Origin of the sequence: Micromonospora sp. NBC_00858, from assembly GCF_045207365.1 — a bacterium.
Taxonomy (GTDB): domain Bacteria; phylum Actinomycetota; class Actinomycetes; order Mycobacteriales; family Micromonosporaceae; genus Micromonospora.
On record NZ_CP108828.1, the window covers coordinates 7,457,310 to 7,481,508 of the forward strand.

A 24,199-nucleotide genomic window follows, 5' to 3' on the forward strand; every position below is an offset into this window, starting at 1 on the left:
CGGTCTCGATGATGACCGGGTGGATGACACCGGCTATCCCTGCCCCGCCTGCGGCGCCCCGGCCGACCTGAGTACCGGGTGCGCCGGCTGCCGTCGTCCGCCCGACCCCGTCGCCGCCGAGGTGGTCCGGCTGGGCCGGGAGGTCGCCCAGCTCGCGCCGGAGGTGGAGCGGGCCCGCCGGACGTACGTCGAGCTGGCCGGGCGGCTGGCGGCCAGTACGCAGCGGCGGGCCGAGTTGGCCGCGCGCGTCCGCGCCGGGCTGGCCGCTTCCGTCGCCGTGCGCCCGACGCCGTCCACCGGCCCGACGCCGTTCCAGGGGCCGGGAACGCCCGCCGGGCCGGGGGTTCCGGCGCCGGTCGGTACGGGATCCCCGGCACCCGGCGCGGCGGAGACCTCGACGCGGACGGTCCAGGGCCTGCTCTTCGTCCTCGGTGGACTTCTTCTGAGTACCGCGGCCGTGGTCTTCACGGCGGTGGCCTGGGCGGCGGTGGGGGTCGGTGGACGGGCCCTGATCCTGGCGGCGGTCACCGCGCTCGTCCTGGCCGCCCCGCTGCTGGCGGTTCGTCGGGGTCTGCGCGGCACGGCGGAGACGTTCGCCGCGGTGGGGCTGCTGCTGGTGGTGCTGGACGGCTACGCGGCCTGGTCGGTGAACCTGGCCGGTGTGGCCGGCTGGCCCGGCAGCAGGTACGCCGCGCTGGTCGGGGGGGCCAGCGCGGCGGTCGCCGTGGCGTACGCCCGGTTGAGCCGGTTGACCGGGCCCTGGTTCGCCGCGTTGCTGGCCGCCCAGCCGGTGCTGCCGCTGCTCGCCGTCGAGGCTAGGCCGGGGGCGGGCGGTTGGGCGCTGGTCCTGCTCGGGGTGGCGCTGCTCGACCTGGCCGTGCTGGCCGCGCTGCGCGATCGGGGGCGGCCGGCCCAGCTCGCCGGCCGTGTGCTCGCCGGGATCGGGCACGTCGCCGCGCTGGTCGGTGCCGCCGGCTGCGCCCTGGTGCCGCTGCTGCTCGGCCGGGCGGCGGGTGCACCGCTGTTGGCCGGGGTTCCGCTGTTGCTGGTCGCGCTGACCGGGCTCGGTGCGGCACGGTTGGTCGGCGGACGGGCGCTGCGGGTGGTGGCGGCCGGGCTGCTGGTGCCGGTGCTCGCCGCCGCGCTGCTGCGCCCGGTGGCCGAGCTGCGGCCGTCACTGCTGCTGCTCGCGGCGGCCACGGTGGCCCTCGGGCTGGCCGGCGCCGTACGGCTGCTGCCCGCCGGCTGGCGGACCGGCCCGCGCGTCGGGGCGCTGCTGGTCTCGGCGGGCACGGTGCAGACCGCGGTGCTGATCACCGGCGGGCTGGCGGTCGCCGCCGGTGCCCGATCGCTGCCGCCGTGGACTGGTGCCGAGACGGGTCCGGACCTGGATTGGGGCTGGCAGGTGGCACCCGCTCTGGCGGTGGCGCTCGCCGCGATGGCCCTCCTGCTGCCCCGGGGCGCGCGGGTGCCGCTCGTCACGGCCGGCGCGGCGGCCGTGCTGCTCGCCGTGCCCGTCGGCTGGGCGGCGGCCTGGCCGGTCGTGGTGGCCGTGGACCTGGTCGGCGGGGTCATGCTGCTGCTCGCCGTGCTGGCCCGTCCGGCGGCCCGACCGGCCACGCTGCTCACCGGGGCGCTTGGCGGCGCCGTCCTGCTGGGGCACGGGCTGCTGGTGGCCCTGGCTGCCCCGGCCGCTGCCCTGGTGGCGCTCGGGACGATCACCGTGCTCGGGTTGGCACTGGCCGTGCGCCGGGCCGCCGGGCAGTACCGGTGGGTGGCCGGTCCGGGGCTGCTGGTCGCGCAGCTCGCGCTGCCGGCGGTCGCCGCGCTGGCGCTGTTCGCCGCGGGTGCACCGCCCTGGTGGCAGGCCCGGGCCGCGCTGGCCGCCGCCGGGCTGCCGCTGGTCGCGGTGCTCGCGGCGCGTCGCCACCGGGTCGAGCTGACCGGGTACGCGGTGACCGGTGCCGCGGTCGCGGTGACTGCGGCCGGGCTCGCGCCGCTGGTCGTGGCGGGGGATGAGCGCCTCGGGCTGTACGCCGCGCTGGCGGCGCTGGGCGTCGTGTTCGTCGCCCGGCGGGACCTGCCGACAGCCGGCGATCAACCTGATGAGTCGCGGGTGCCGGTGGTCGGGGGGCCGCCGGTGGTCGGGGGGTCGTCGGCGGTCGGGGGGCCGCCGGCGATCAGCCGGTCGGGTCCACTGGTGGTCGCGGGCGCCGGGCTGGCGGCGGTCGCGGTGCTGGCCGCACTGCCGGCACTGCTGAGTGCGCTCGCCGCTCCGTACGGCAGCCGGGGGCCGATCTGGTCCGGGGTGCCCACGGTCGTCGCCGATCCGGCGGCGCTCCCCGCCGGGCTGACGCTGGTCGCGTTGACGGTGGCCGCCGCGCTGATCGGCCGGGGATTCCGACCAACGCTGCTGCCCGCGCTGCCGTTCGCCGCGGGTGCGCTGCCGGTGCTCCTCGTCGCGGTCCGCGCGCCCTGGCCGGTGCTGCCGGTAGCCGTCCTGCTCGCCGGGTTGGCCGCGCTGCTGCTCGCCGCCCTGGCGGTGCCTCGCCCGGCGCTCGCGCCGATGGCGGTGCCGGTGGGGGCGGTGCTGGCCGCCGCCGGTGTGGTGGGGCTGTTGGCCACCCGGGCGGGCACGCTCGCCGCCGAGGGCATGCTGCTGGTGGCGGCGGTGGCCGTCGCCGTCGGGGCGCGGATCGTCGAGGTGCGCGTCACGGGTTGTCTCGCGGCGGTGGGCGCGGCCTCCGCGCTGGCGGTGACCGTGCCGCTCGCCGGCGGGCTGCCGCTGCGGGCGGCGGCGTACCCGCTGCTGGGGGTGGCCGCGCTGGTCCTGGCGATCGCCGCCGCGATCAGTCCGACGGTCGCTGCGGTGGGAGCGCCCACCGACACGTCCGGGGCGGGTGCTTCGGCCGACTGGAGTGTGGCGGGGCGGGCCCGGGTCGGGCGGGTGCTGGACGGTGCCGCGCAGGCGGTGGCGCTGGTGGCGGCACTGCTCGCGGTCGAGGTGGCGCGGCACCTCGCGACCGTCTGCGTGCTCTGGGGGGTCGCAGTGGCGCTGCGGCTGCTGCGCCGGGGCGAGCCGGCCGGCCGGCGGTGGGCATTCGCCGGCATCGCCGGTGGCAGCGAACTGCTCGGGGCGTGGGTGCTGTTGGCCGCGGGCGGGGTGACCGTGCTGGAGGCGTACACCCTGCCGGCTGCGACCCTCGCACTCGGCGCGGGCCTGCTGGCGCTGCGCACCCGACCCGGGTTGACCAGCTGGCCGGCGCTCGGCCCGGGGCTGGTCGCGGCGCTGCTGCCGAGCCTGGTGTCGGTGCTGGCGGGTGCGGACCCGCAGCCGTGGCGGCGGCTGCTGCTCGGCGTGGCGGCGCTGGGCGTGGTGCTGGCCGGCGCCACCCGCCGCTGGCAGGCCCCGGTGCTGCTCGGCGGTGGGGTGCTGGCGGTGCTGGCGCTGCACGAACTGGCCCGCGGCTGGGACCTGCTGCCGCGGTGGATCTACCTGGGTGCCGGCGGTCTGGCGCTGATCGGACTCGCCGCCAGCTACGAGCGGCGGCGCCGCGACCTGGCCCGGATACGGGCCGTGGTGGCCCGGCTGGGCTGAGCCGAATCCCCGGGGGTAGGGCTCGCCCTACCCCCCATTCGGGGGTTGTCAGGGTTACTCAGCGCAACCAATGCCGGGAGACTCGAGATGAGCCCGGGCGCCCCGGCACGGGCGTGAGCGGGACGGGAGCACCAATGGCGCTCGGAGCGGTGGCGGAACCGCCGGTACGTCGGCGAGGCAGTGACTACGCACAGTTGTCCCGACGGATCAGCGAGGCAGGCCTGCTGGAGCGGCGCCCAGCCGCGTACGTCGCCCGCATCGTGATCACGCTCGGTGCCTTCGTGGCCGGCTGGATCGCCGTGTTCCTGGTCGGCGACTCCTGGTGGCAGCTGCCGCTCGCAGCCGTGATGGCGGTGGCCACCACCCAGGTCGCGTTCCTCGGCCACGATGCCGGGCACCGCCAGATGTTCCGTCGGCGCGGCCCCAGCGAACTGGTGGGGCTGCTCGCCGGCAACGTCGCAGTGGGGATCAGCTACGGCTGGTGGGTCGACAAGCACAACCGGCACCACGCCAACCCGAACCACGAGGACGAGGACCCGGACGTCGGCGCGGGTGCCCTGGTGTGGACGCCCGAGCAGGCGCTGGAGACCCGTGGGTTCGGCCGCTGGATGGCCAAGCGGCAGGCGTACTTCTTCTTCCCGATGCTGCTGCTGGAGGGGCTGAACCTGCACGTGGCGAGCATCCGGGCGATCGTCGGCCGGGAATCGGACGGCGGGTACAGCACCCCGATGCGGCACCGGGCCGTCGAGGCGGGGCTGCTCGTCCTGCACACCGCCGGCTACGTGGCGCTGCTGCTGGCGGTCATGTCGCCGGGGAAGGCACTGCTCTTCGCTGTTGTGCACCAGGCGTTGTGGGGCCTCTACATGGGCTGCGCGTTCGCGCCGAACCACAAGGGCATGCCGATGCCGACCGCCGAGGACGAGCTGGACTTCCTGCGTAAGCAGGTGCTGACCTCCCGCAACGTGCGGGGCAGCCGGCTGGTGGACACCGCGCTGGGCGGGCTCAACTACCAGATCGAGCACCACCTGTTCCCGAACATGCCCCGGGCCAACCTGCGCCGGGCGCAGCCGATCGTCCGCGCCTACTGCGACGAGCAGGGCATCTCGTACACCGAGACCGGGCTGGTCGAGTCGTACCGGCAGGCGCTCGGCCACCTGCACGACGTCGGACAGCCGCTGCGCGGCTGAGCACGCCGGCCGCTGCGCGGCTGAGGACGTACCTGGTGGGGGCGGTGCCGGAGGGCACCGCCCCCGCTTCGTCGTGTGGGGTCCGCCCCGACACCCCGCCACCGCTGGTCGGTGACACTCGCCGTGCCCGGTAGGGTCGGCGCATGGCAGACCTGCTCACCGCGGAGGCGGTGCGAGACGAGCTGGGCGGGCTGACGGGCTGGTCGGGCGATGGCACCGGGATCAGCCGCACGGTGGAGCTGACCAGCTTCCCGGCGGCCATCGCGGTGGTCGACCGGGTGGCCGGGACAGCCGAGGAGCTGGACCACCACCCTGACATCGACATCCGCTGGCGCACGCTGACCTTCCGCTGCGTCACCCACTCGGCCGGCGGGGTCACCCACCGCGACGTCGACCTGGCGCGTCGGATCGACGAGATCATTCGGAGCGCCCGATGAGGTTTGAGATCAGCAAGGTGCTGGACGCCATCGAGGGCCGGGTCTGCACGGACCCGTCGCTGGCCCGGGCCGTGCTCGACCTGGCTGAGGTGATCCGCTACCAGGACATCGACGGCGGCCGGCCGGCCAGCCTGCTGCGGCTCGGCATGGTCATCGACGCGCTCTCCCGCGAGCTGGAGGAGGACAGCGTCCAGGTCTACGCCGTGGTGCACCGGGCGCTGCTCTCCGACGCCGACCTCACCTCCAACGAGCGGATGGTGGTCCGCCGCTGGGCCGACGACGGGCTCGTCGAGGTGCTCGACAACCCGGGCGACCGGATGTTGGAGGTCGCCGACCTGCTCGGGCTTCCGGTGCTCAGCCGGGTCCGCTTCGACGGGCTGCGCGGGCGGTTCCCGTGGCTGGTCGAGCAGGCCGGACGGGTGCTCGCCCCGGTGCCCGGTGCCGGCGGCCCGGCGTTCATCGCGCACGTCGGTGGCGGGCACACGCCGGTTGCCGGCAAGCGCTCGCCGACCGGGGCGAAGCTGCTGGCCCGCCAGTGGCGCTGCCCCGAGCCGGGCTGCGCGCTCTTCGGCAGTGGTGGCGGAGGCGGCGCGTTCGCCGACCTGGCCCGGGTGGTGGAACGCAGCCCGGCCGGTCAGCCGCCGCCCGCGCTGCGCAACGGCGTACCGACCTGCCCCCGGCACGGCGTACGGCTCGGTGACTCCGGCCCCCGGCCACGCTCCGAGGTGCTCGCGGTCCGCGTCGGCGGCCTGGTCCGGCGGCGGTTCGTGCTGACCGAGGAGCAGCCGGTGGTGGCCGGTCGGGCCCCCGAACAGGACGGCGGGATCATGCTCGGGCAGTGGCTCAACGACGAGGCCCGGCGGTGGATCAGTCGTGGGCACGTCCGCTTCGAGCTGCGGGTCGGCGAGGTCATCGTGACCGACGTCAGCACCAACGGCTCCGGCATCCGGCCGGCCGGCTCGATGGCCGAGTCCGACCGGATCCCCCTGGCCCCGCAGCAGTCCCGGGTGCTGGGCGAGGGCGACATGGTGGAGCTCTACCCCGGGGTGCAGGTCGGCCGCGCCGAGGAGCTGCCCGCCGGCGCCCCGTTCACCCCGACCTCGGTGATGGCCGAGGCCCCCACTATGGCGATGCGCCTACCCCGCGCCTGACGTGCGGGCGGGCGCCGGGACCGTGGTCCCGACGCCCGCCCGAAGTACGTTCCGGTTCAGCTGGCCAGCACGGCGGCGAGCTGAGCCACCGCGAGGTCGATCTCCTCCTCGGTGATCACCAGCGGCGGGGCGAGCCGGATGGTAGAGCCGTGGGTGTCCTTGGCGAGCACACCGCGCTGGGCGAGCCGCTCGCACGCCTCCCGTCCGCTCATCAGCGCCGGGTCGATGTCCAGACCGGCCCAGAGACCACGGACGCGCACCCCGACCAGGCCCTTGCCGACCAGCCCCTCCAGGCCGGCCCGCAGCCGTTCGCCCAGCTCGGCCGAGCGGCGCTGGAACTCGCCGGTTGCCAGCAGCCGGACCACCTCGATCGCCACCGCGCAGGCCAGCGGGTTGCCGCCGAAGGTGGAGCCGTGCTGGCCGGGCTTGAGCACGCCGAGCACGTCGGCGTTCGCGGCCACGGCGGAAACCGGCACGATGCCGCCGCCGAGCGCCTTGCCCAGCAGGTACATGTCCGGCACGACGCCCTCGTGGTCACAGGCGAAGGTGGTGCCGGTGCGGCCCAGGCCGGACTGGATCTCGTCCGCGATGAAGAGCACGTTGCGGTCGGTGCAGACCTGGCGTACGCCCGGCAGGTAGCCCTCCGGCGGCATCACCACGCCCTGCTCGCCCTGGATCGGCTCCAGCAGCACGGCGACGGTGTTCTCGTCGATCGCGGCAGCCAGCGCGTCCAGGTCGCCGTACGGGACCACGGTGAAGCCCGGGGTGTACGGCCCGAAGTCGGCGCGGGCGTCCTCGTCGGTGGAGAAGCTCACGATGGTGGTGGTCCGGCCGTGGAAGTTGCCCTCGGCCACCACGATGTTGGCCTGACCGGCGGCCACACCCTTGACCTGGTAACCCCACTTGCGGGCCACCTTGATCCCGGTCTCCACGGCCTCGGCGCCGGTGTTCATCGGCAGCACCAGATCCTTGCCGCACAGCTCGGCCAGCTCCCGGCAGAAGTCGGCGAACTGGTCGTGGATGAACGCCCGGCTGGTCAGCGTCAACCGGTCCAGCTGCGCGTGTGCGGCGGCGATCAGTTGTGGATGCCGGTGGCCGAAGTTGAGGGCGGAGTAGCCGGCAAGGCAGTCGAGGTAGCGCCGGCCGTCCACGTCGGTGAGCCAGGCACCCTCCGCGGACGAGATCACCACCGGCAGCGGGTGGTAGTTGTGCGCTGTCCAGCGCTCGGCGTCCCGGACCGCTCCCGGCGTCCGCAGCATGTCGTCCACGATCACTTGCTTGCCTTTCCCTGACGGAGTCGCAGCGTGCAGCACTTCGGTCCGCCGCCGGCCTTACGCAGCTCGGACAGGTCGACACCGATGGTCTCGTAGCCTCGGTCGCGCAGCTTGGCGGCCAGGTCGGTGGCCTGCGCGGGCAACACCACGTGCCGCCCGTCGCTGACCGCGTTCAGCCCCAGCACCTCGGCGTCGGCCATGGTGGCGTGCACGGCGTCGGGGAAGAGCCGACGCAGCACGGCCTGGCTGCCGGGCGAGAACGCCTCGGGCAGGTACGCCACGGTCCGCTCGTCGAGCACGGTCAGCGCCGTGTCCAGGTGGTAGAAGCGGGGGTCGACCAGCTGCATGGTGACCACCGGGTAGCCGAAGACCTCCTGCAACTGGGCGTGCGAGGCGTGCGCGGTGCGGAACCCGGTGCCGGCCAGCAGGTAGTCGCCGGCCAGCAGGATGTCGCCTTCGCCCTCGTTGACGTGCTTCGGGTCGTACATCTCGAAGCCGGCGGCCTCGAACCAGGCCCGGTAGGCCGGCGCCTCGTCGGCGCGCTGCGGGTCGCGGAACTGCACGGCCATCGCCTTGCCGTCGATCACGGTGCCGCCGTTGGCGGCGAAGACCATGTCGGGCAGGCCCTGCACCGGAGTGATCTCCTCGACGGTGTGGCCCAGGTCGAGGTACGTCTGGCGCAGCCGCTCCCACTGCTGGACGGCCAGCGCGGCGTCGACCGGCGCGCTCGGGTCCATCCACGGGTTGATCGCGTAATCCACGGCGAAGTACGTCGGCCGGCACATCAACAGGCGCTGGCTGGTGGCGTCCATCGTCATTGTCCTGCTCCCAGGGGTCGGGCGCGCCCGGCCACCATGGCCCACGGGCTGGCGCCGTTGCTCAACGTTATGCGGCGCCAGCAGCAGGATCCACCACCGAGAGTTGCGCACACCGAACATTCGTTGCGTCTGAGCGGTTGACGGCTGCGATTCGTTGCGTGAGCGGTCGGCGGGGCCGTGGAAACGCCTCGGGGCCTGGCGAACCAGGCCCCGGAAACACTTCAGGGGCGGCGAACCGCCGCCCCTGAAAGGGTGTCGCCCGGCCGATGAACCACCGGAGAGTTCGGGCTGCCGGCGAACCGCCGGCTTTGCCGGTGCACCACCGGCGAGCGGAACAGTGCCCGCTAGAAACGATCGACAAACTGTGAGTCGAGCCACTCGCGGAACCGCTGCACCCAGTCGCCGTCGGTGGTCGGCCAGTCGAACTGGCCGGTCATCGCCAGCACCCCGAGCACCACCGCGGCCAGCCCGATCAGCACGCCGAACAGCGCGTCGGTCTTGCCGGCGACGTGCCGGCGGCGGGTGGCGGACAGGCCGAGCACCGAGAGCACCGCGCCGAGGGCGCCGAGCCCGATGCCGTACCCGGCCAGGGCGCCGGTCAGCACGAAGAGCGCACCGGCGACGGCGACGATGAGGCCGAACGTGGCGAGCAGGCTGGCGCGCGGCTTCGGGCCGCGCGTCACCGGCGGCTCGGTCCGCTCCGGTGCCGGGGAGACCGGCCGGTCGGTCGCGACCCGGTCCTCCGGGTCAGGCCGCCGGGTCTCGCCCTCCACCGGACGGGCGGTGGCGGCGCGGGCCACCGCGGCCCGTTCGGTCGCCCGCCGCTCAGCCTCGCCGGCGTCGCCGGCCTGGTCGTCGGTCGCGGTGGCGCTGCGGTACGTCGTCTGGTCGGCGGCCCGGTCGGTGACCACCGGGCGGCCGGGGCTGTCGTCCGACCGGCCCACGCCGGTGACCGCCGAGCTTTCCCGGCCGCTGTCGACCGGGGTGTCGCGGCCGTCAATGCGGCCGTCGAGGTTCTCGTCCCGCGTCGGTGCCGGCTCGGACCGGCGGGACAGCGAAGGAATCCTGACCACAACACACCTCCTGATGAATGCGTGGTGGCCGACGGAACGGGTGGCACCCACGCGGTATGTCACCGGAGGTACCCAGAAGCTCGATTTTCGACACCCGATCGCACCGGCGGTCAGGCCGGCACCGTCCATTTCTGGTTGGCGCCACCGGTGCAACTCCAGACCTGGGTGGGGGTGGCGTTGGCCGAGGTGTTGCCCACCACGTCCAGACACTTGTTCGCGCTGACGCTGACCAGGTCGCGGGCCGCCGTCGCGGTCCAGCGCTGGTTCGCGGCGGCGGTGCAGGTCCAGATCTGCACCCGGCTGCCGTCGGCCGTGGCGTTGTCCCGGACGTCCAGGCACTTGCCCAGCGCCCGCACGGTGCCGTCGGTGCCGAGCGTCCACTGCTGTGCGGCGCTGCCGTTGCAGTCGTACAGCTGGACGGCCGTGCCGTCGGCGCTGCTGGCCGCGGCCACGTCGAGGCACTTGCCGGCCAGTCCGACGATCGGGCCGGTCCGGCCCCCGCCGCCCCCACCGGACTGACTGCCCGACCAGGTGAAGGTGGCCGTGGTCCGGGCCGGCAGCGAGTACGTGAAGGACTGCCCGCCCCAGGCCACCTTGACCGACTGGGTGCCGGTGCCGCCGTTGTGGGCGATCAGCGCCTTGGAGCCGTCCGGGTTGACGTACGCCACGTTCGGCACCGAGCCGTTGGCGGTAGAGGCGATCCGGTACGCCCCGGGCTTGACGAACTTGGTGAGGTGCCCGGTGGTGTAGTACTCGATCGTGTAGTCGACCTGGCCGGCCCGGGAGCCGCCCTCCTGCACGGTGACCAGACCGGTGCAGACGTCACAGCCGCCGTTGTGCGGGCCCATCGACTGGTTGAGGGCGAGGCTCCACTTGACCAGGCTGCCGCTGTAGTTGCGGGCGTAGTTGACGATGTCGGCCAGGTCCTCGTTGTGCTGGTTGCCGATCCAGGTGCCACCGGAGTGTTCGGTGCTGAACTGGCGTACTGCCGGGTACTGGTTACGCACCTGGGTGCCGACCGCCGGGTCACCGAAGTAGCCGTGCCAGGCGATGCCGCCGAAGAGCGGGTCGCTGCGGACGGCGGCGTCGGCCAGCAGCACCGCGCCGAAGTTCGGATAGTCGCCGTAGTTCCAGTCGTGCACGAGCACCTTGGTGGTGAGGCCGGCGGCGCGCAGCGCCGGGTACAGGTGGTTCTTGGTGAGCTCCACCAGCCCGGACCCGTTCCAGCTCATGCCCGGGTAGTTCATCGCCGTCGGGTTGCCGGCCTGGCAGCAGTTCGGCTCGTTCTGCACCGAGAGGTAGTTCACCGGTACGCCGGCGGCCTGGTACATCTGCACGTACTTGACCAGGTACTGGGCGTACATCGGGTAGTACTCGGACTTGAGCCAGCCCATCTGGTCCATCCGGCCGTTGTCCTTCATCCAGCCCGGGGCGCTCCACGGCACGCCCATCACCCGCAGCGCCGGGTTGAGCGACCGGGCCTGCGCGGTGAGCAGCCGGACGTTGGTGTCGTAGCCGTTGGCGTGGAAGTCGTTCAGGTTGCAGCAGGTGTCGTCGAGCGAGACGTTGCCGGGGCGGGAGAGGTCTGAGGCGCCGATCGGGTTGCGGACGAAGGAGAGCCCGATGCCGTCGGTTGGGGAGAAGAGCTTGCTAATCACGGCGTCGCGGGTGGCAGCGCTGATCGGACCGCCTCGGAACAGGTACGCAGTGGTGTCGGTGATCGACGCGCCACCGCCCTCGAACTGCTGGTAGCGGGTGTTCTCGTCGACCGTGATGGTGTGCGTCGCGCCGCCGCTGGTGGCGGCGAAGGTGACCGGTGCCTGTGGTTGGAGGCCCCGGCTGACCTGGCGGCCACCGGAGTCCGAGGTGGTGGTCAGCCAGATGCTCACCGGCTCGCCGGCGGCGGACGCCGGGGCGGGCAGGGCGACCGTGGCGACGGCCGCGGCGGTGCAGAGCGCGAGCAGGCTCGCCGCGGTCGTTCGGCGTCGGGACCGTCGGCGCTGGCCCGGTGGCGGGGGTACGGGGATGGCGGCCATTTGACGGCTTCCTCTCGCGCGGCAGATGGATGTCACGGATTGCCCCGACCTGTCCGGCATCCGTTGCCTACAGTTAATATTCCTTAGTAATAGAAGTCAATGGATTCCTTGGAGTTGCTCACCGGCTGCGTGGACCGGGGCCCAGCCCTCTGAGGTCGCTGCTGACTATCCTTGGCACCCGTGCCAGAGGGACACACGATTCATCGCCTGGCGGCTCGGCACGCCGAGCTGTTCGCCGGGGACAAGCTGCACGCCGCCAGCCCGCAGGGCCGTTTCACCGAGGGCGCCGCCCTGCTCTCCGGCACGGTGCTGGACGGCACCGAGGCGTACGGCAAGCACCTGCTGCACCACTACGCCGGCGAGCTGACCCTGCACGTGCACCTCGGGCTGTACGGAAAGTTCACTGACGGGCCGGGGGAGCCGCCGGAGCCGGTCGGTCAAATTCGGCTGCGGCTGGCCAGTGACCGGCACTGGCTGGACCTGCGCGGGCCGACCGCCTGCGAGCTGCTCACCCCGCCCGAGGTGGCCGCACTGCGTGGCCGCCTCGGGCCGGATCCGCTGCGCACCGATGCCGACCCGGAGCGGGCGTACGCCCGGATCTCGCGAAGCCCGACGCCGCTGACCGCGCTGCTGCTGGACCAGTCGGTGGTGGCCGGCACCGGGCTGATCTTCGTGACCGAGGCGCTGTTCCGGGCCGGGCTGCCGCCGACGCTGCCCGGGCGGCGGCTGACCCGGGCCGGTTGGGACGCGCTCTGGGCCGACCTGGTCGGGCTGATGCGGCTCGCGGTCGAGCACGGCCGGATCGACACCGTGCGTGACGCGCACCTGCCGGCGGCGATGGGCCGGCCGCCCCGGGTGGACCGGCACGGCGGCGAGGTGTACGTCTACCGCCGCCCCGGCGCGCCCTGCCACGTCTGCGGCGGCGAGGTGAGTCGGGGCGAGCTGGCCGGCCGCAACCTCTACTGGTGCCGCATCTGCCAGGCCGCCTGATCGGCCCGGTGCCGGACGCTGCTCCGATGCCCTGTCGAGCTGCCCCAGATATGGGGCGGCTCGCAATCGCGTGCGGCTCGACAATCGCGTGCGGCTCGACAACCGTGGGGCGGCTCGACAACCGGGGTGCAGCTCGACAACCAGATATGGGGCAGCTCGACAGGGCGGTGGGCGGTCACTGCTCGTCGAGCAGCCAGCGGACCACCTCGAGCTGGTGCGCGAGCACCGCGTCCCCGTCGATGCTCCAGGCCAGCGTGTGCCCGATGGTCCAGCCTCGGACCCGCTCCCGGTCCAGCCCCAACTCGGCGCTGAGCCGGTCCAGCCGGTGCCGGACGGCGGCCGGCGAGTGGCCCAACTCCCGGCCGCGCACCATCGGCACCACCGAGAACTCCCGCTCGCCGGTCAGCGGCTTCGGGTCGATCACCAGCCACGGTTCCCGGTCGGCGGCGAGCACGTTGCCGGCGTGCAGGTCCTGGTTGACCAGCACCTGCTCGCCCTGGCTCGATGCCAGCCCGGCGAGCAGGGCGAGCGAGGCGTCGAGCAGCCGCCGCTCGTACGGCCGGCCGGCCCGTTCCCAGGCTTGGGGCATCCGGTCGATCCAGCCGGCGGCCTCCTCGGCCAGTGGGATGAACGGCGTGCCGGCCGGGCGCCACAGCCGGGGCAGCAGCCCGGTCAGCACGTCCAGCGCCCGGTCCATGGGCAACTCGTGCAGTGCCGTCCCGGGCCGGCAGCGCTCCACCAGCAGCGCCCGCCGCTGCGGGTCGTGGTCGAGCAGCCGGATCGCCCCGTCGCCGTCCCACCGAGCCAGCGCGTCGGCCTCGTGCCGGCTCTCCCCGTCCGGGTACTGGAGCTTCAGCACGGCCGCCGTGCCGTCGGGCAGGTCGGCGGGGAGCGCCAGCGAGGCGAAGGCGTACCGGAAGGGTGGCCCGAGTCGCAGCGACCACCGTTCGGCGCACTCCGCCAGCCGGCCGGGGAGCGCGGTTAGCCAGTCCCGGCCGGCGGGTGATCCGCGTACCCAGTCGAGCCCCTCGGGCAGCTCCATCCGGCCATCGTGGAGCATCCGCGGCCGCGCGGCTGACCCGGGTCGTCGCGCTGCCGATGTGATGTGGCAGGGAATTGACAGCCGACGGGTGCCGGAGCAGGGTGGGAGTCGAGACAACGATGTCAACGGGCAAATGGGAGGAATCGTACTCATGATCCTTCCCGTAGCGCGGCCGGCCGGCTCGCGGCGTCCCGTTGGCGGTTTTCCGGCGCGGACCCGGTCCGCCCGCCGATCCTGACCGTATGTCCCTTTCCTACCCGACGGTGACCAGCTGAGATGACCGACGTGCCCCGATCTGACGCCGAACTGACCCTCGCCCCGGCCGGGGCGCCCGAACTGCCCGACCTCGAAGAGTTCCTCGCCGACCAGACCCGCACCCTGCTCGACACGGTCCGCCGCGCGGTCCGGCCCGAGGGCGGCTTCTGGTGGTTGACCGACGACCGCACTCCGGACCCCACCGAGCCGCTGCACACCTGGATCACCTGCCGGATGACCCACGTGTCGGCCATCGCCTACCGCAACGGCGACCCGGACGCCGCCGCCCTGGTCGACCACGGAGTCGCCGCGCTCAGCACACTGCTGCGCGACGACCGGTACGGCGGCTGGTTCAGCGCCGTAGACCAGCAGGGGTCGCCGACCAACGAGCGCAAGGCCGGCTACGACCACGCGTTCGTGCTGCTTGCCGCGTCCGGCGCGGCGCGCGCCGGACGGCCCGGCGCGGACCGGCTGCTCGCCGACGCGCTGACCGTGGTGCGGGACCGGTTCTGGGACGACGAGGCCGGAGCGGTCCGCGAGTCCTGGAACCGGGACTGGACGGTCACCGAGGATTACCGGGGCGCGAACAGCAGCATGCACATGGTCGAGGCGTTCCTCGGCGCGGCCGCCGCCACCGGCGACCCGAGCTGGACCGACCGGGCCCTGCGGATCGGCACCCACCTGGTGCACGGGGAGGGCGCCCGGCACGACTGGCGGCTGCCCGAGCACTTCACCGCCGACTGGGCGCCGCTACCCGACTACAACCGGGACCGGCCCGCCGACCCGTTCCGGCCGTACGGCTCCACCATGGGGCACTGGCTGGAGTGGGCCCGGCTGCTGCTGGAGCTGGAGGCGGTCCTGCCGCAGCCGCCGAGTTGGCTGCTCACCGACGCCCGCGCCCTGTTCGCCGCCGCCGTGCGACGTGGTTGGGCGATCGACGGCGCCGACGGCTTCGTCTACACGATCGACTGGGACGACCGGCCGGTGGTCCGCTCCCGGATGCACTGGGTGGTGGCCGAGGCGATCGGGGCGGCGATCACCCTGCACCGGCGCACCGGGGACGCGGTCTACGCCGACTGGTACCGGGTGTTCTGGGGATACGCGCGCCGCTACCTGATCGACGACAGTGGGTGGCGGCACGAGCTGGATCCGCAGAACCGGCCCGCCAGCACGGTCTGGCACGGCCGGCCGGACGTCTACCACGCCTACCAGGCGGTTCTGCTGTCCCGCTCGGCCGACGGGCTCGGCGGCCCCGGCCCGCTCGCCCCGGGCGAGGTGCCCGCGTGATCGTGGTGGCCGGCGAGGCCCTGATCGACCTGGTGGTCTCCGCCGAGGGCGAGCGGGCGGTGCCGGGCGGCTCTCCGGCGAACGTGGCGGTCACTCTGGCCCGACTCGACCAGCCGGTGCGGCTGCTGGCCCGGCTCGGCGCCGACGGGTACGGCAAGCAGCTCACCGAACACCTGACCGCCAACCGGGTGGACCTGGGGTGGGCGGTCCGCGCCGAGCAGCCCACCTCGGTGGCGCTGGCCACCCTGGACGCCACCGGGCAGGCCAGCTACGAGTTCCGGTTGATCGGCACGGCGGACTGGCAGTGGACGCCGCAGGAGCTGCCCGAACTGGCCGGGACGTCGGCGACCGCCCTGCACACCGGGTCGCTCGCGCTCGCGCTGGCGCCCGGCGCGCAGGTGCTGGAGGACCTGCTCGCCCGCGAACGCCGCCGGGACGGGCTCACCGTCTCGATCGACCTCAACCTGCGTCCGGGCATCGTCACCGACCGGGCGGCGGAGCAGGCGAGGGTGGAACGGCAGGTGAGCCTCGCGCACCTGGTCAAGGCCAGCGACGAGGACCTGGCCTGGCTCTACCCGGACCGGACGGTGTCCGACGTGATGGCCGGGTGGCGTGCGGCCGGGGTGTGCTGCGCAGTGGTGACCCGGGGCGGGGACGGTGCCTGGCTGCTTGCCCCGGACGGGTCGATGCACGAGGAGCCGGCGGTGCCCACCACGGTGGTCGACACCGTCGGCGCCGGCGACGCGTTCACCGGCGGCCTGCTGGCCGCGCTGGCCGACCTCGACGCGCTCGGTGACCGGCCGGCCGACCGGCTCGCCGCGGTGACCGCGGAGCAGTGGGCCGCAGTGCTCCGCCAAGCCGCAACAGTAGCCGCGCTCACCTGCGGCCGCCGGGGTGCGGACCCACCCCGCCGCGCCGAGCTCGACTCCCTGCTCCGCGCCTGACTGTGGGGTCGATCATGGAGTTGTGGTGGGCGTTTGACCGCACTTCGCGGCATACGCGAGGCACCACAACTCCATGATCGACGCTGGAGAGGGGGCTGCGCCTCAGGCGGTCGGCGGGGGCAGGCCGCGGCGCAGCAGCCGGGTGGGGAGCACCGTGGTTGACGGTGGCGAGTTGTCGCCGGCGATTCGCTGGAACAGCCGCTCGGTGGCGACCCGGGCAAGCTCCCGGGTGTCGTACCCGACGACGGTCAGCGGCCGGGGCATCAGGTGGGCCAGCTCGAAGTCGTCGAAACCGGCCAGTGCGGCGTCGCTGCCTCGCCGGTGCAACTCCTGCAGTGCACCGACGGTGAGTCGGTTGTTGCCGCAGAAGAAGGCGGTGGGCGGGTCCGGCAGGTCGAGCAACTCGGCGACGGCCCGCCCGGCTTCCTCCGGTGCGATGAGCCGGTCGCGGACCAAGGACTCGTCGGGCTCGATCCCGGCGGCGGCCAGCGCCGCCCGCACGCCGGCCAGCCGCTCGCGAATGGTGGGCACGGTAGGAGCACCGAGCAGGACACCCACCCGTCGGTGCCCCTCGTCCAGCAGTGCGCCGACCCCGGCCCGGCTGCCACCCTGGTTGTCCAGCAGTACGGCGTCCGCGAGCAGCCCCTGCGGCGGCCGGTCCAGGAAGACCACCGGCATGCCCAGCTCGACCTCGCGGCGCAGGAACGAGTGGTCCAGGCCGGCCGGCACCACCAGCAGCCCGTCGACGCGGCGCTGGGTGAAGTCCTGGAGCAGGGCGCGTTCCCGCTCCGGATCCTCCTCGGAGGAGGCGGTGATCAGCATGGTGCCGTGCTCGGCCGCGATGTCGGCGGCGACGCTGGCGATGGTGGCGTAAAACGGGTTCGCGATCTCCTCGATGAGCAGACCGACGGTGGCGTTGAGCTGCCGGGAGCGCAGGTTGCGGGCGATGTCGTTGCGCCGGAACCCCAGCTCGGTGATGGCGGCCAGCACCCGGGCGACCAACTCCTGACCCACCGGCTCGTCGTTGACCACGCGAGAGACCGTCTTCAGGCTGACCCCGGCGCGTCGGGCCACGTCGACCATCGTCGGGCGGCGGCGCGCGGCCGGTCGGATCGGGGTCTGGGTCACGGGATGGTCCTCCACGGCGGACGCGGGTCAGCGGCTGGCGGCGGCCAGCACGTCGACCGCTTTTCGGGCGGCGATCAGCACCGGGTCCCATACCGGCGCGTACGGCGGAGCGTAGCCCAGGTCGAGCGCCGTCATATCGTCCACCGTCATGCCGTTCCACAGCGCCACGGCCAGCGTGTCGATCCGTTTTGCCGCCTCGGACCAGCCGACGATCTGCGCGCCGAGCAGCCGCCCGCTGGGTCGCTCGGCGATCAGCTTGACGGTCATCGGCCGGGCACCGGGGTAGTAGCCGGCCCGGTTGGTCGACTCGGCGATGACCGAGACGAAGTCGAAGCCGGCCTCGGTGGCGTCCCGCTCCCGCAGCCCCGTCCGGCCCACCTCCAGATCGCAGACCTTGGTGACCGCCGTGCCGATCACGCCCATGAAGGTGGCGTACCCGCCGCCGATGTTGATCCCGGCCACCCGGCCCTGCTTGTTGGCGTGCGTGCCCAGCGGCACGTGCACCTGCATCCCGCTGACCCGGTGCAGTGTCTCCACGCAGTCGCCGGCGGCCCAGACCCCGGGCAGCCCGACCACCCGCATCCTGCGATCCACCCGGATCCCGCCGGTCGGCCCCATCGGCAGCCCGGCCGCCTCGGCGAGCGCGGTGTTGGGGCGTACGCCCAGACCCAGGACCACGACGTCGGTCGGGATCGACCCCTCGGCGGTGACCACCGCGGACACCCGGCCGTCCCGCTGCTCCAGGCCGTTCACGGACAGGCCGGTGCGGATCGTGACGCCCAGGCCGCGCATCGCGTCGGCGACCAGCTCGGCCATGTCGCCGTCCACCGTCGACATGGGCTGGTCGCCCCGCTCGACCAGGGTGACGGAGAGGCCGCGCTGGATCAGCGCTTCGGCCATCTCGACGCCGATGTACCCGCCGCCGATCACTACCGCCCGGTGCGGCTGCGGCTCGCCGTCCAGCCAGTCGCGCAGCTCCGCTCCGTCGTCGAGGGTCTGCATGCCGAACACGCCGGCCACGTCCGTCTCCGCCCACGGCGGCTTCACCGGCACCGCGCCGGCGGCGTACAGCAGTTCGTCGAAGCGCTCGCGGACCTCGTCGCCTTGCTCCAGGTCCCGGGCGACCACCTCGCGGCGCTCCAGGTCGATGGCGACCACCTCGTGGCGTATCCGCACGTCGATGGCGAACTCGGTGCGGAACGTCTGCGGGTCCCGGGCGATCAGCTGCTCAGGGTCGGGCACCAGGCCACTGATCCAGTACGGAATGCCGCATGCCGAGTAGGACGTGAAGTGCCCCCGCTCGAAGACCACGATCTCCAAGTCCTCGCGGCCACGGCGGCGTCGGGCCTGGGACGCCGCCGACATTCCGGCGGCGTCCCCACCGATGACGATCAGTCTTTGCGCCACGGAACCATCCTGTCACGCGGTGATCAGCCGCGGGTCTGTCGCGCCACGTCCTGCACGACGTCGGTGAGCCGCCCGGCGCGGGCGAAAACCGCGCGCTGCCGCGCCGCGCCGCTGCCGTGCCGGCGCAGCCCGCCCAGCAGGTCGGTCACCTCGGCCCAGTCGTCGTGCTGCTCCAGCGCGGGTCGCATCCGTTCCACGAACTGGTCCAGCAGCTCCCAGGCGGGGCGCAGCTCGCCGGTGGTGACGTCGACGCCCTCGCCCTCCAGGCCGTCGTGGGCGGCCCGCCAGTGCGCGCCGACCAGCAGGTGGTGGTCGGTCTGCAGCGCCGGCCGGTCGGCCTCGACGTCCGCCATGGCGGTGGCCACCAGGGCCCGGACCAGCGCGGCGACCAGCACCGCGTCGTCGACGGACGGGCAGACGTCGCCGATCCGCAGCTCGACGGTCGGGTACTTCGCCGACAGTCGGGCGTACCAGTAGAGCATCCCCTCGTCGAGCATCAACCCGCTGGAGATCAACTGGCGGATCAGCCGCTGGTAGTGCTCGTGCGACTCCAGCCACGGCGTCGGCGCCACCGACGGCCAGCGCTCCCACTCCACCGAGCGCCAGCTGGCGTAGCCGGTGTCCTCGCCCCGGGCGAATGGGGAGTTGGTGGTGACCGCGTGCAGCATCGGCAGCCAGGGGCGGACGTGGTTGAGCACCTGCACGCCGGTCTCCGGGTCGGGGATGCCGACGTGTACGTGCATGCCGTTGTTGCCGGGGCCGGGGACGAGCAACCGGAACCGTTCGATCATGCGGTCGAAGCGGGGCTTGTCCACCACCGGCGGCACCGGGCCGTCCACCGGGCCGGTGCCGATGGCCAGCAGCCGTACGCCGGCCCGCTCGGCGGCGTCGGCGAGCGCCTGGCGCAGCACGCCGAGGGAGTGCCGGATCGACGAGAGTTCCAGGCCGGGCGGGCTGCCGATCTCGATCTGGCTGGTCTGGAACTCCCGCTCCACCTGCCCGCGCAGCTCCGCCGGCACCTGCTCCAGGACGAGGTCGACGGCGGGCACCGCGGCCCCGGTGTGCGGGTCGACGAGCAGGAACTCCTCCTCGACACCCACGGTCAGCAGTTCGGTCCCCGCGGTCGTCTCGTGCGGCATCTCCGCCAACTGGCCGGTCATCGACACCACCGTCCGTTCCTGCCGGTCGCGGTCCGTCCGCGTCGGTCGGTCGTTTGGTTACCCACAGTGGCGATGCCGGGAAACGTGGTGGCGGCGCGTCGCACGTCGCACCTGGCGTGTCGGCCGGCCGCTGGATTCGGGTACGCGCCTCGGCCGCACACCGGGCCCGCGATCCGGCCCGCCGACGTGACACCGGGTCCTAGGCTGATCCCGTGCCGGTGCCGCTGGGGTTCGTCTGGGTCGCGTGGATGTCCGCGTTCGCCCAGGTCACCCTGCTTGCGGACCGCCCGACTGACCTGCTCGCCGGTGCCGCGTTGACCACCCTGGCACTGCTGGCCGCGCTGCTCGCGGCGCGGGTGCTGGGCCGCATGAGCCCGCCGGGCACCGGGCGACGCTGGGTCGGGCTGCGCGCCCGCTCCCGTGGTCGCCAGGTGCCCCGACAGGTCGACCCCGACGCCGCCGGTCGGCCCCGCCCCCGCGCACCCGGTCACCCCTCGGCCGCGTAGCGCCACGCCGCCGCGCGGCCGATCCCGCCGTCACCGGTCCTCCCGCCGGCTAACGCCGCCGGGAAAGGACCCCACCGGAATCGGACCCGAGGGGTTTCCCATGCTCGCCTTCGCACCACTGCACGGCGCGGTCGGCGCCGCCGGCACCGCGCTTTCCTGGCTCACCGATCTGCTCGAACCGCTGGCCGGCGGCATGGCGACCGCCGCCGCCATCGTGCTGTTCACCATCGCCGTCCGGTTGCTCATCTCGCCGCTCACCGTCGCGCAGGTCCGCGGCGAGCGGCGCCGCGCGGCGCTCGCCCCGCAGGTGCGCGACCTGCAGCGGCGGTACGCCGACGACCCGGCGAAGCTCCAGGCCGAGGTGTTCGCCCTGTACCGCTCGGCCGGCGCCAACCCGATCGCCGGCTGCCTGCCGTTGCTGCTCCAGGCACCGTTCCTGCTGGTCCTGTACCGGTTGTTCAGCAGCACCGAGGGCGGCACCGGGCTGCTGGAGGAGCGGTTGGCCGGGGTGCCGCTGGGCCATCATCTCGGCGACGGACTTGCCGGAGCGGCCGGTCCGCTCTTCGCCATCCTGTTGGCCGTGCTGCTGCTGTTGGCCTGGTGGTCGTCCCGGCGGGCCCGCCGGGCGTCGGCGGCGGTCGGCACGGTGGCCGGTACGCCCACCGAGGGGCCGGGTGCCGCCACGCTCGCCCGGCTGCTGCCCCTGCTGCCGTTCACGACAGTGCTGGTGGCGCTGGTGCTGCCGCTCGCGGCGGTGATCTACCTGGTGACCACGACCGCCTGGTCGGCACTGGAGCAGGCGGTGCTCCGGCGTCCGCAGGCGGCTCCGGCGAGCGTCGACATAGATCGACGTTGACAACTGTCACGGTGGGACGTACAACTCTGAGAGAGCGCTCTCTCGACCCGTCCCCGCAGAGAGGCACGTCCATGCCACCTCCTCCGGCGGCCACCGCCGCCCCGCCCGTCCGACGCCGCCTGCGGCTGGCGTCCGTCCTGCTCGTCGCCACCACCACCGTCCTGGCCGGCATCACCGTGACCGCGCAGGCCGCCGTTCCGCCCCCCGCCGCCGGCTGGAGCACGGTCTGGAGCGACGACTTCACCGGCGCGGCCGGCACCCTGCCGTCGGCCGCCAACTGGATCATCGACACCGGGCACAACTACCCCGGCGGCCCGGCCAACTGGGGCACCGGCGAGATCCAGAACTACACCGCCAGCACCGCCAACGTCAGCCACGACGGCGGCGGCAACCTGCGGATCACGCCGCTGCGCGACGGTGGGGGCGGCTGGACCTCCGCCCGGATCGAAACCGTGCGCAGCGACTTCAAGGCCCCGGCCCGCGGCGTGCTGGCCATTGAGGGCCGGATCCAGATGCCGAACGTCACCGGTGCCGCGGCGGCCGGCTACTGGCCTGCGTTCTGGGCGCTCGGCGCGCCCTACCGAGGCAACTACCAGAACTGGCCGGGCATCGGCGAGTTCGACGTGATGGAGAACGTCAACGGCATCAACTCGGTCTGGGGCGTGCTGCACTGCGGCGTCGCCCCCGGCGGGCCGTGCGACGAGTTCAACGGCATCGGCGCGTCCCGGGCCTGCCCGGGCGCCAGCTGCCAGTCTGCGTTCCACACCTACCGGTTCGAGTGGGACGCCTCGATCAGCCCCCAGCAACTGCGCTGGTACGTCGACGGGCAGCTCTACCACACCGTCACCCAGAGTCGGGTCGGTGAACCGGCCTGGTCGCAGATGACCTCGCACGCGGGCTATTTCCTGCTGCTCAACGTGGCGATGGGCGGGGCGTTCCCGAACGGGGTGGCCGGCAGCGGCACGCCCACCGCGGCGACCGTCCCGGGTCGGCCGATGCTGGTCGACTACGTGGCGGTGTACCGCCGTGGGGGCGGGACCACCCCGCCGCCCACCACTCCACCGCCCGGCGGCACGAGGGACGCGTACGGGCAGATCGAGGCCGAGTCGTTCAACGGGCAGAACGGAGTGTTCGTCGAGGCGTGCGCCGAGGGCGGGCAGAACATCGGCGCGCTGCGTAACGGCGACTGGGTGCGCTACGACAACGTCGAGTTCGGCTCCACGCCGGCGCGGGACTTCGTGGCGCGGGTGGCATCCGGCGCGGGTGGCGGGGTCAGTGGCCTGGTCGAGGTGCGGCTGGACAGCCCGACGGCGGCGCCCATCGGCAGCTTCGCGATCGGCAACACCGGCGGCTGGCAGAGCTGGCGCTCGGTGCCCGGAAACGTCGGCGCGGTGACCGGCCGGCACGCCGTCTACCTCACCTTCACCAGCGGCCAACCGAACGACTTCGTCAACGTCAACTGGTTCACCTTCCGCCGCTGAGGCGGGCCTATCGGGTCTCCCGTCGTGTCGCCGCACGGCGGGAGGCCCGATCATCCGCGTCAACCCCTGGACAGAAACAGTTAACTGTCTTAATAATTAGCGCCAACGTTGACGTCCATGGATGCCCGCCCGGGCGTGGAGGGTCGCATGAAACCTGCCAGATCCCTTGTCCTGTCCCTGGTCACCGCGCTCGTCGCGACGCTCGGCGCGGCCTGGGTCGCGCTGCCCGCGTTCGCCGCCGGGGCCACCGCCAGCTTCGTCAAAACGGCCGACTGGGGCTCCGGCTGGGAGGGGAAGTACACCATCACCAACGGCGGCGGCTCGACCATCAACGGTTGGAGCCTCGCCTTCGACCTGCCTGCCGGCACCACCCTCGGCAGCTACTGGGACGCGCTGCTCAGCTCCGCCGGCCAGCGGCACACCTTCACCAACCGGTCCTGGAACGGCAGCATCGCCCCTGGTGCCTCGGTCTCCTTCGGCTTCCTGGCCAGCGGCTCCGGCTCGCCGAGCGGCTGCCAGCTCAACGGCGCACCCTGCGGTGGAGGCACCCCGCCCACCACCCCGCCACCGACCACGCCACCGCCGACCACCCCGCCACCGACCACGCCGCCCCCGACGAACCCACCGCCCACCGGTGGGCTGCCGAAGCACCTGCTCACCGGCTACTGGCACAACTTCGACAACCCCGCCGTGGAGCTGCGGCTGCGCGACGTCCCCGCTGACTACGACCTGGTGGCGGTCGCCTTCGCCGAGGCCACCGCAACACCGGGCGCACTCACCTTCGGCATCGACCCCGGGCTGTCCGCCGCGCTCGGCGGCTACACCGACGCCGACTTCACCGCGGACGTGCGCACCCTGCACGACCGGGGCAAGCGGGTGATCCTCTCGGTCGGTGGCGAGGCCGGCCGGGTCACGGTCAACGACGCCGCCTCGGCCACCGTGTTCGCCGACACGGCCGCCGCGCTGATCGCCCGCTACGGCTTCGACGGGATCGACATCGACCTGGAGAACGGGCTCAACCCGACGTACATGGCACAGGCGCTGCGCGCACTGCGGGCCAAGGTCGGCGCGGGCCTGATCATCGCGATGGCGCCGCAGACCATCGACATGCAGTCCCCGGCCGGCGGCTACTTCAAGCTGGCCCTGGACATCAAGGACATCCTCACCGTGGTCAACACCCAGTACTACAACTCCGGGGCGATGCTCGGCTGCGACCAGAACGCCGCGTACACCCAGGGCACGGTGAACTTCATCGTCGCGCTGGCCTGCATCCAACTGGAGGCCGGACTTCGCCCCGACCAGGTCGGCCTCGGCCTGCCCGCCGGACCGGGCGCGGCCGGTGGCGGCATCGTCGCGCCCAGCGTGGTCAACGCCGCGCTGGACTGTTTGGCCCGGGGCACCAACTGCGGCAGCTTCCGGCCGCCGCGCACCTACCCCGGCATCCGTGGCGCGATGACCTGGTCGGTGAACTGGGACGTCAGCAACGGCAACGGCTTCGCCCGCGCGGTGGCGCCGCACCTGGACACCCTGCCCTGACCGGTCGGCGTCCATCCGGGTTGGGCTGAGCGG

General features: G+C 73.5%; 19 protein-coding genes. 11 read left to right on the top strand and 8 right to left on the bottom strand.

The genetic code is table 11. The features are described 5' to 3' along the window. The first annotated feature begins 19 nt into the window (after positions 1 to 19). The 4 genes from OG990_RS34820 (at position 20) to OG990_RS34835 (ending at position 6,373) form a co-directional block, all read left to right on the top strand. Positions 20 to 3,598, top strand: a complete 3,579-nt coding sequence (locus tag OG990_RS34820; protein ID WP_406078409.1) for an SCO7613 C-terminal domain-containing membrane protein — start codon at positions 20 to 22, stop codon at positions 3,596 to 3,598. Between the two features lie 134 nt (positions 3,599 to 3,732). Then, on the top strand, positions 3,733 to 4,785 hold the full coding sequence (locus OG990_RS34825; RefSeq protein ID WP_406078410.1) for a fatty acid desaturase family protein: 1,053 nt from the start codon (positions 3,733 to 3,735) through the stop codon (positions 4,783 to 4,785). A gap of 143 nt (positions 4,786 to 4,928) precedes the next feature. Continuing rightward, the gene (locus OG990_RS34830; RefSeq protein WP_355608580.1) at positions 4,929 to 5,222 is read left to right on the top strand and encodes a 4a-hydroxytetrahydrobiopterin dehydratase; all 294 of its coding nucleotides are present in this window, start codon (positions 4,929 to 4,931) and stop codon (positions 5,220 to 5,222) included. Then, positions 5,219 to 6,373 (top strand): FHA domain-containing protein, encoded by a 1,155-nt coding sequence (locus tag OG990_RS34835; protein WP_406078411.1) that lies wholly within the window; start codon positions 5,219 to 5,221, stop codon positions 6,371 to 6,373. The genes OG990_RS34830 and OG990_RS34835 overlap by 4 nt, the downstream gene beginning before the upstream one ends. 56 nt (positions 6,374 to 6,429) lie before the next feature. On the opposite strand, the gene rocD is transcribed toward OG990_RS34835, so the two are convergent. The 4 genes from rocD to OG990_RS34855 all read right to left on the bottom strand — a co-directional run bounded on the left by rocD (position 6,430) and on the right by OG990_RS34855 (position 11,574). Continuing rightward, positions 6,430 to 7,632 (bottom strand): ornithine--oxo-acid transaminase, encoded by a 1,203-nt coding sequence (gene rocD / locus OG990_RS34840; RefSeq protein ID WP_386988466.1) that lies wholly within the window; start codon positions 7,630 to 7,632, stop codon positions 6,430 to 6,432. Positions 7,633 to 7,643: 11 nt separating this feature from the next. After that, entirely contained in the window at positions 7,644 to 8,459 is an 816-nt protein-coding gene (gene ddaH, locus OG990_RS34845) for a dimethylargininase (protein ID WP_355608722.1), read from the bottom strand. A gap of 350 nt (positions 8,460 to 8,809) precedes the next feature. Beyond that, positions 8,810 to 9,538 (bottom strand): DMT family transporter, encoded by a 729-nt coding sequence (locus OG990_RS34850; RefSeq protein WP_328419944.1) that lies wholly within the window; start codon positions 9,536 to 9,538, stop codon positions 8,810 to 8,812. A gap of 110 nt (positions 9,539 to 9,648) precedes the next feature. Beyond that, a complete protein-coding gene (locus OG990_RS34855) occupies positions 9,649 to 11,574 on the bottom strand; it encodes a ricin-type beta-trefoil lectin domain protein (protein ID WP_406078412.1) in 1,926 nt (641 codons plus the stop codon). A gap of 180 nt (positions 11,575 to 11,754) precedes the next feature. Here OG990_RS34855 and OG990_RS34860 point away from each other — a divergent pair, with 180 nt between their 5' ends. Further along, positions 11,755 to 12,564 (top strand): Fpg/Nei family DNA glycosylase, encoded by an 810-nt coding sequence (locus OG990_RS34860; protein ID WP_406078413.1) that lies wholly within the window; start codon positions 11,755 to 11,757, stop codon positions 12,562 to 12,564. Between the two features lie 175 nt (positions 12,565 to 12,739). Here OG990_RS34860 and OG990_RS34865 read toward each other — a convergent pair whose 3' ends face one another. Further along, positions 12,740 to 13,606, bottom strand: coding sequence for an aminoglycoside phosphotransferase family protein (locus OG990_RS34865; RefSeq protein WP_406078414.1), 867 nt, complete (start codon positions 13,604 to 13,606; stop codon positions 12,740 to 12,742). 276 nt (positions 13,607 to 13,882) lie between these two features. On the opposite strand from OG990_RS34865, the gene OG990_RS34870 reads away from it, so the two are divergent. Further along, positions 13,883 to 15,148 carry an AGE family epimerase/isomerase gene (locus tag OG990_RS34870; RefSeq protein WP_406078415.1) on the top strand — a complete coding sequence of 422 codons (1,266 nt, stop codon included), beginning with the start codon at positions 13,883 to 13,885 and terminating at the stop codon, positions 15,146 to 15,148. Beyond that, positions 15,145 to 16,092 carry a carbohydrate kinase gene (locus tag OG990_RS34875; protein WP_406078416.1) on the top strand — a complete coding sequence of 316 codons (948 nt, stop codon included), beginning with the start codon at positions 15,145 to 15,147 and terminating at the stop codon, positions 16,090 to 16,092. Before OG990_RS34870 ends, OG990_RS34875 begins: the two co-directional genes overlap by 4 nt. A 102-nt stretch (positions 16,093 to 16,194) precedes the next feature. Here the strand turns inward: OG990_RS34875 and OG990_RS34880 are convergent, their stop codons facing one another. The 3 genes from OG990_RS34880 to OG990_RS34890 all read right to left on the bottom strand — a co-directional run bounded on the left by OG990_RS34880 (position 16,195) and on the right by OG990_RS34890 (position 19,787). Continuing rightward, positions 16,195 to 17,175: a LacI family DNA-binding transcriptional regulator gene (locus OG990_RS34880; protein WP_355608725.1), complete on the bottom strand. Its 981-nt coding sequence runs from the start codon at positions 17,173 to 17,175 to the stop codon at positions 16,195 to 16,197. A gap of 72 nt (positions 17,176 to 17,247) precedes the next feature. After that, positions 17,248 to 18,627, bottom strand: a complete 1,380-nt coding sequence (locus tag OG990_RS34885; RefSeq protein ID WP_386987264.1) for an FAD-dependent oxidoreductase — start codon at positions 18,625 to 18,627, stop codon at positions 17,248 to 17,250. A gap of 23 nt (positions 18,628 to 18,650) precedes the next feature. Next, positions 18,651 to 19,787, bottom strand: a complete 1,137-nt coding sequence (locus OG990_RS34890; RefSeq protein WP_386987261.1) for a glutamate--cysteine ligase — start codon at positions 19,785 to 19,787, stop codon at positions 18,651 to 18,653. 212 nt (positions 19,788 to 19,999) lie between these two features. On the opposite strand from OG990_RS34890, the gene OG990_RS34895 reads away from it, so the two are divergent. The 4 genes from OG990_RS34895 to OG990_RS34910 all read left to right on the top strand — a co-directional run bounded on the left by OG990_RS34895 (position 20,000) and on the right by OG990_RS34910 (position 24,166). Then, complete coding sequence (locus OG990_RS34895) at positions 20,000 to 20,293, top strand: DUF6412 domain-containing protein (RefSeq protein ID WP_355608605.1); 294 nt, start codon at positions 20,000 to 20,002, stop codon at positions 20,291 to 20,293. Positions 20,294 to 20,393: 100 nt separating this feature from the next. Further along, positions 20,394 to 21,149: a YidC/Oxa1 family membrane protein insertase gene (locus OG990_RS34900; RefSeq protein WP_406078417.1), complete on the top strand. Its 756-nt coding sequence runs from the start codon at positions 20,394 to 20,396 to the stop codon at positions 21,147 to 21,149. Positions 21,150 to 21,220: 71 nt separating this feature from the next. Then, on the top strand, positions 21,221 to 22,630 hold the full coding sequence (locus OG990_RS34905; RefSeq protein WP_406078418.1) for a carbohydrate-binding protein: 1,410 nt from the start codon (positions 21,221 to 21,223) through the stop codon (positions 22,628 to 22,630). 147 nt (positions 22,631 to 22,777) lie between these two features. After that, positions 22,778 to 24,166, top strand: coding sequence for a chitinase (locus OG990_RS34910; protein WP_406078419.1), 1,389 nt, complete (start codon positions 22,778 to 22,780; stop codon positions 24,164 to 24,166). Positions 24,167 to 24,199 lie beyond the last annotated feature (33 nt).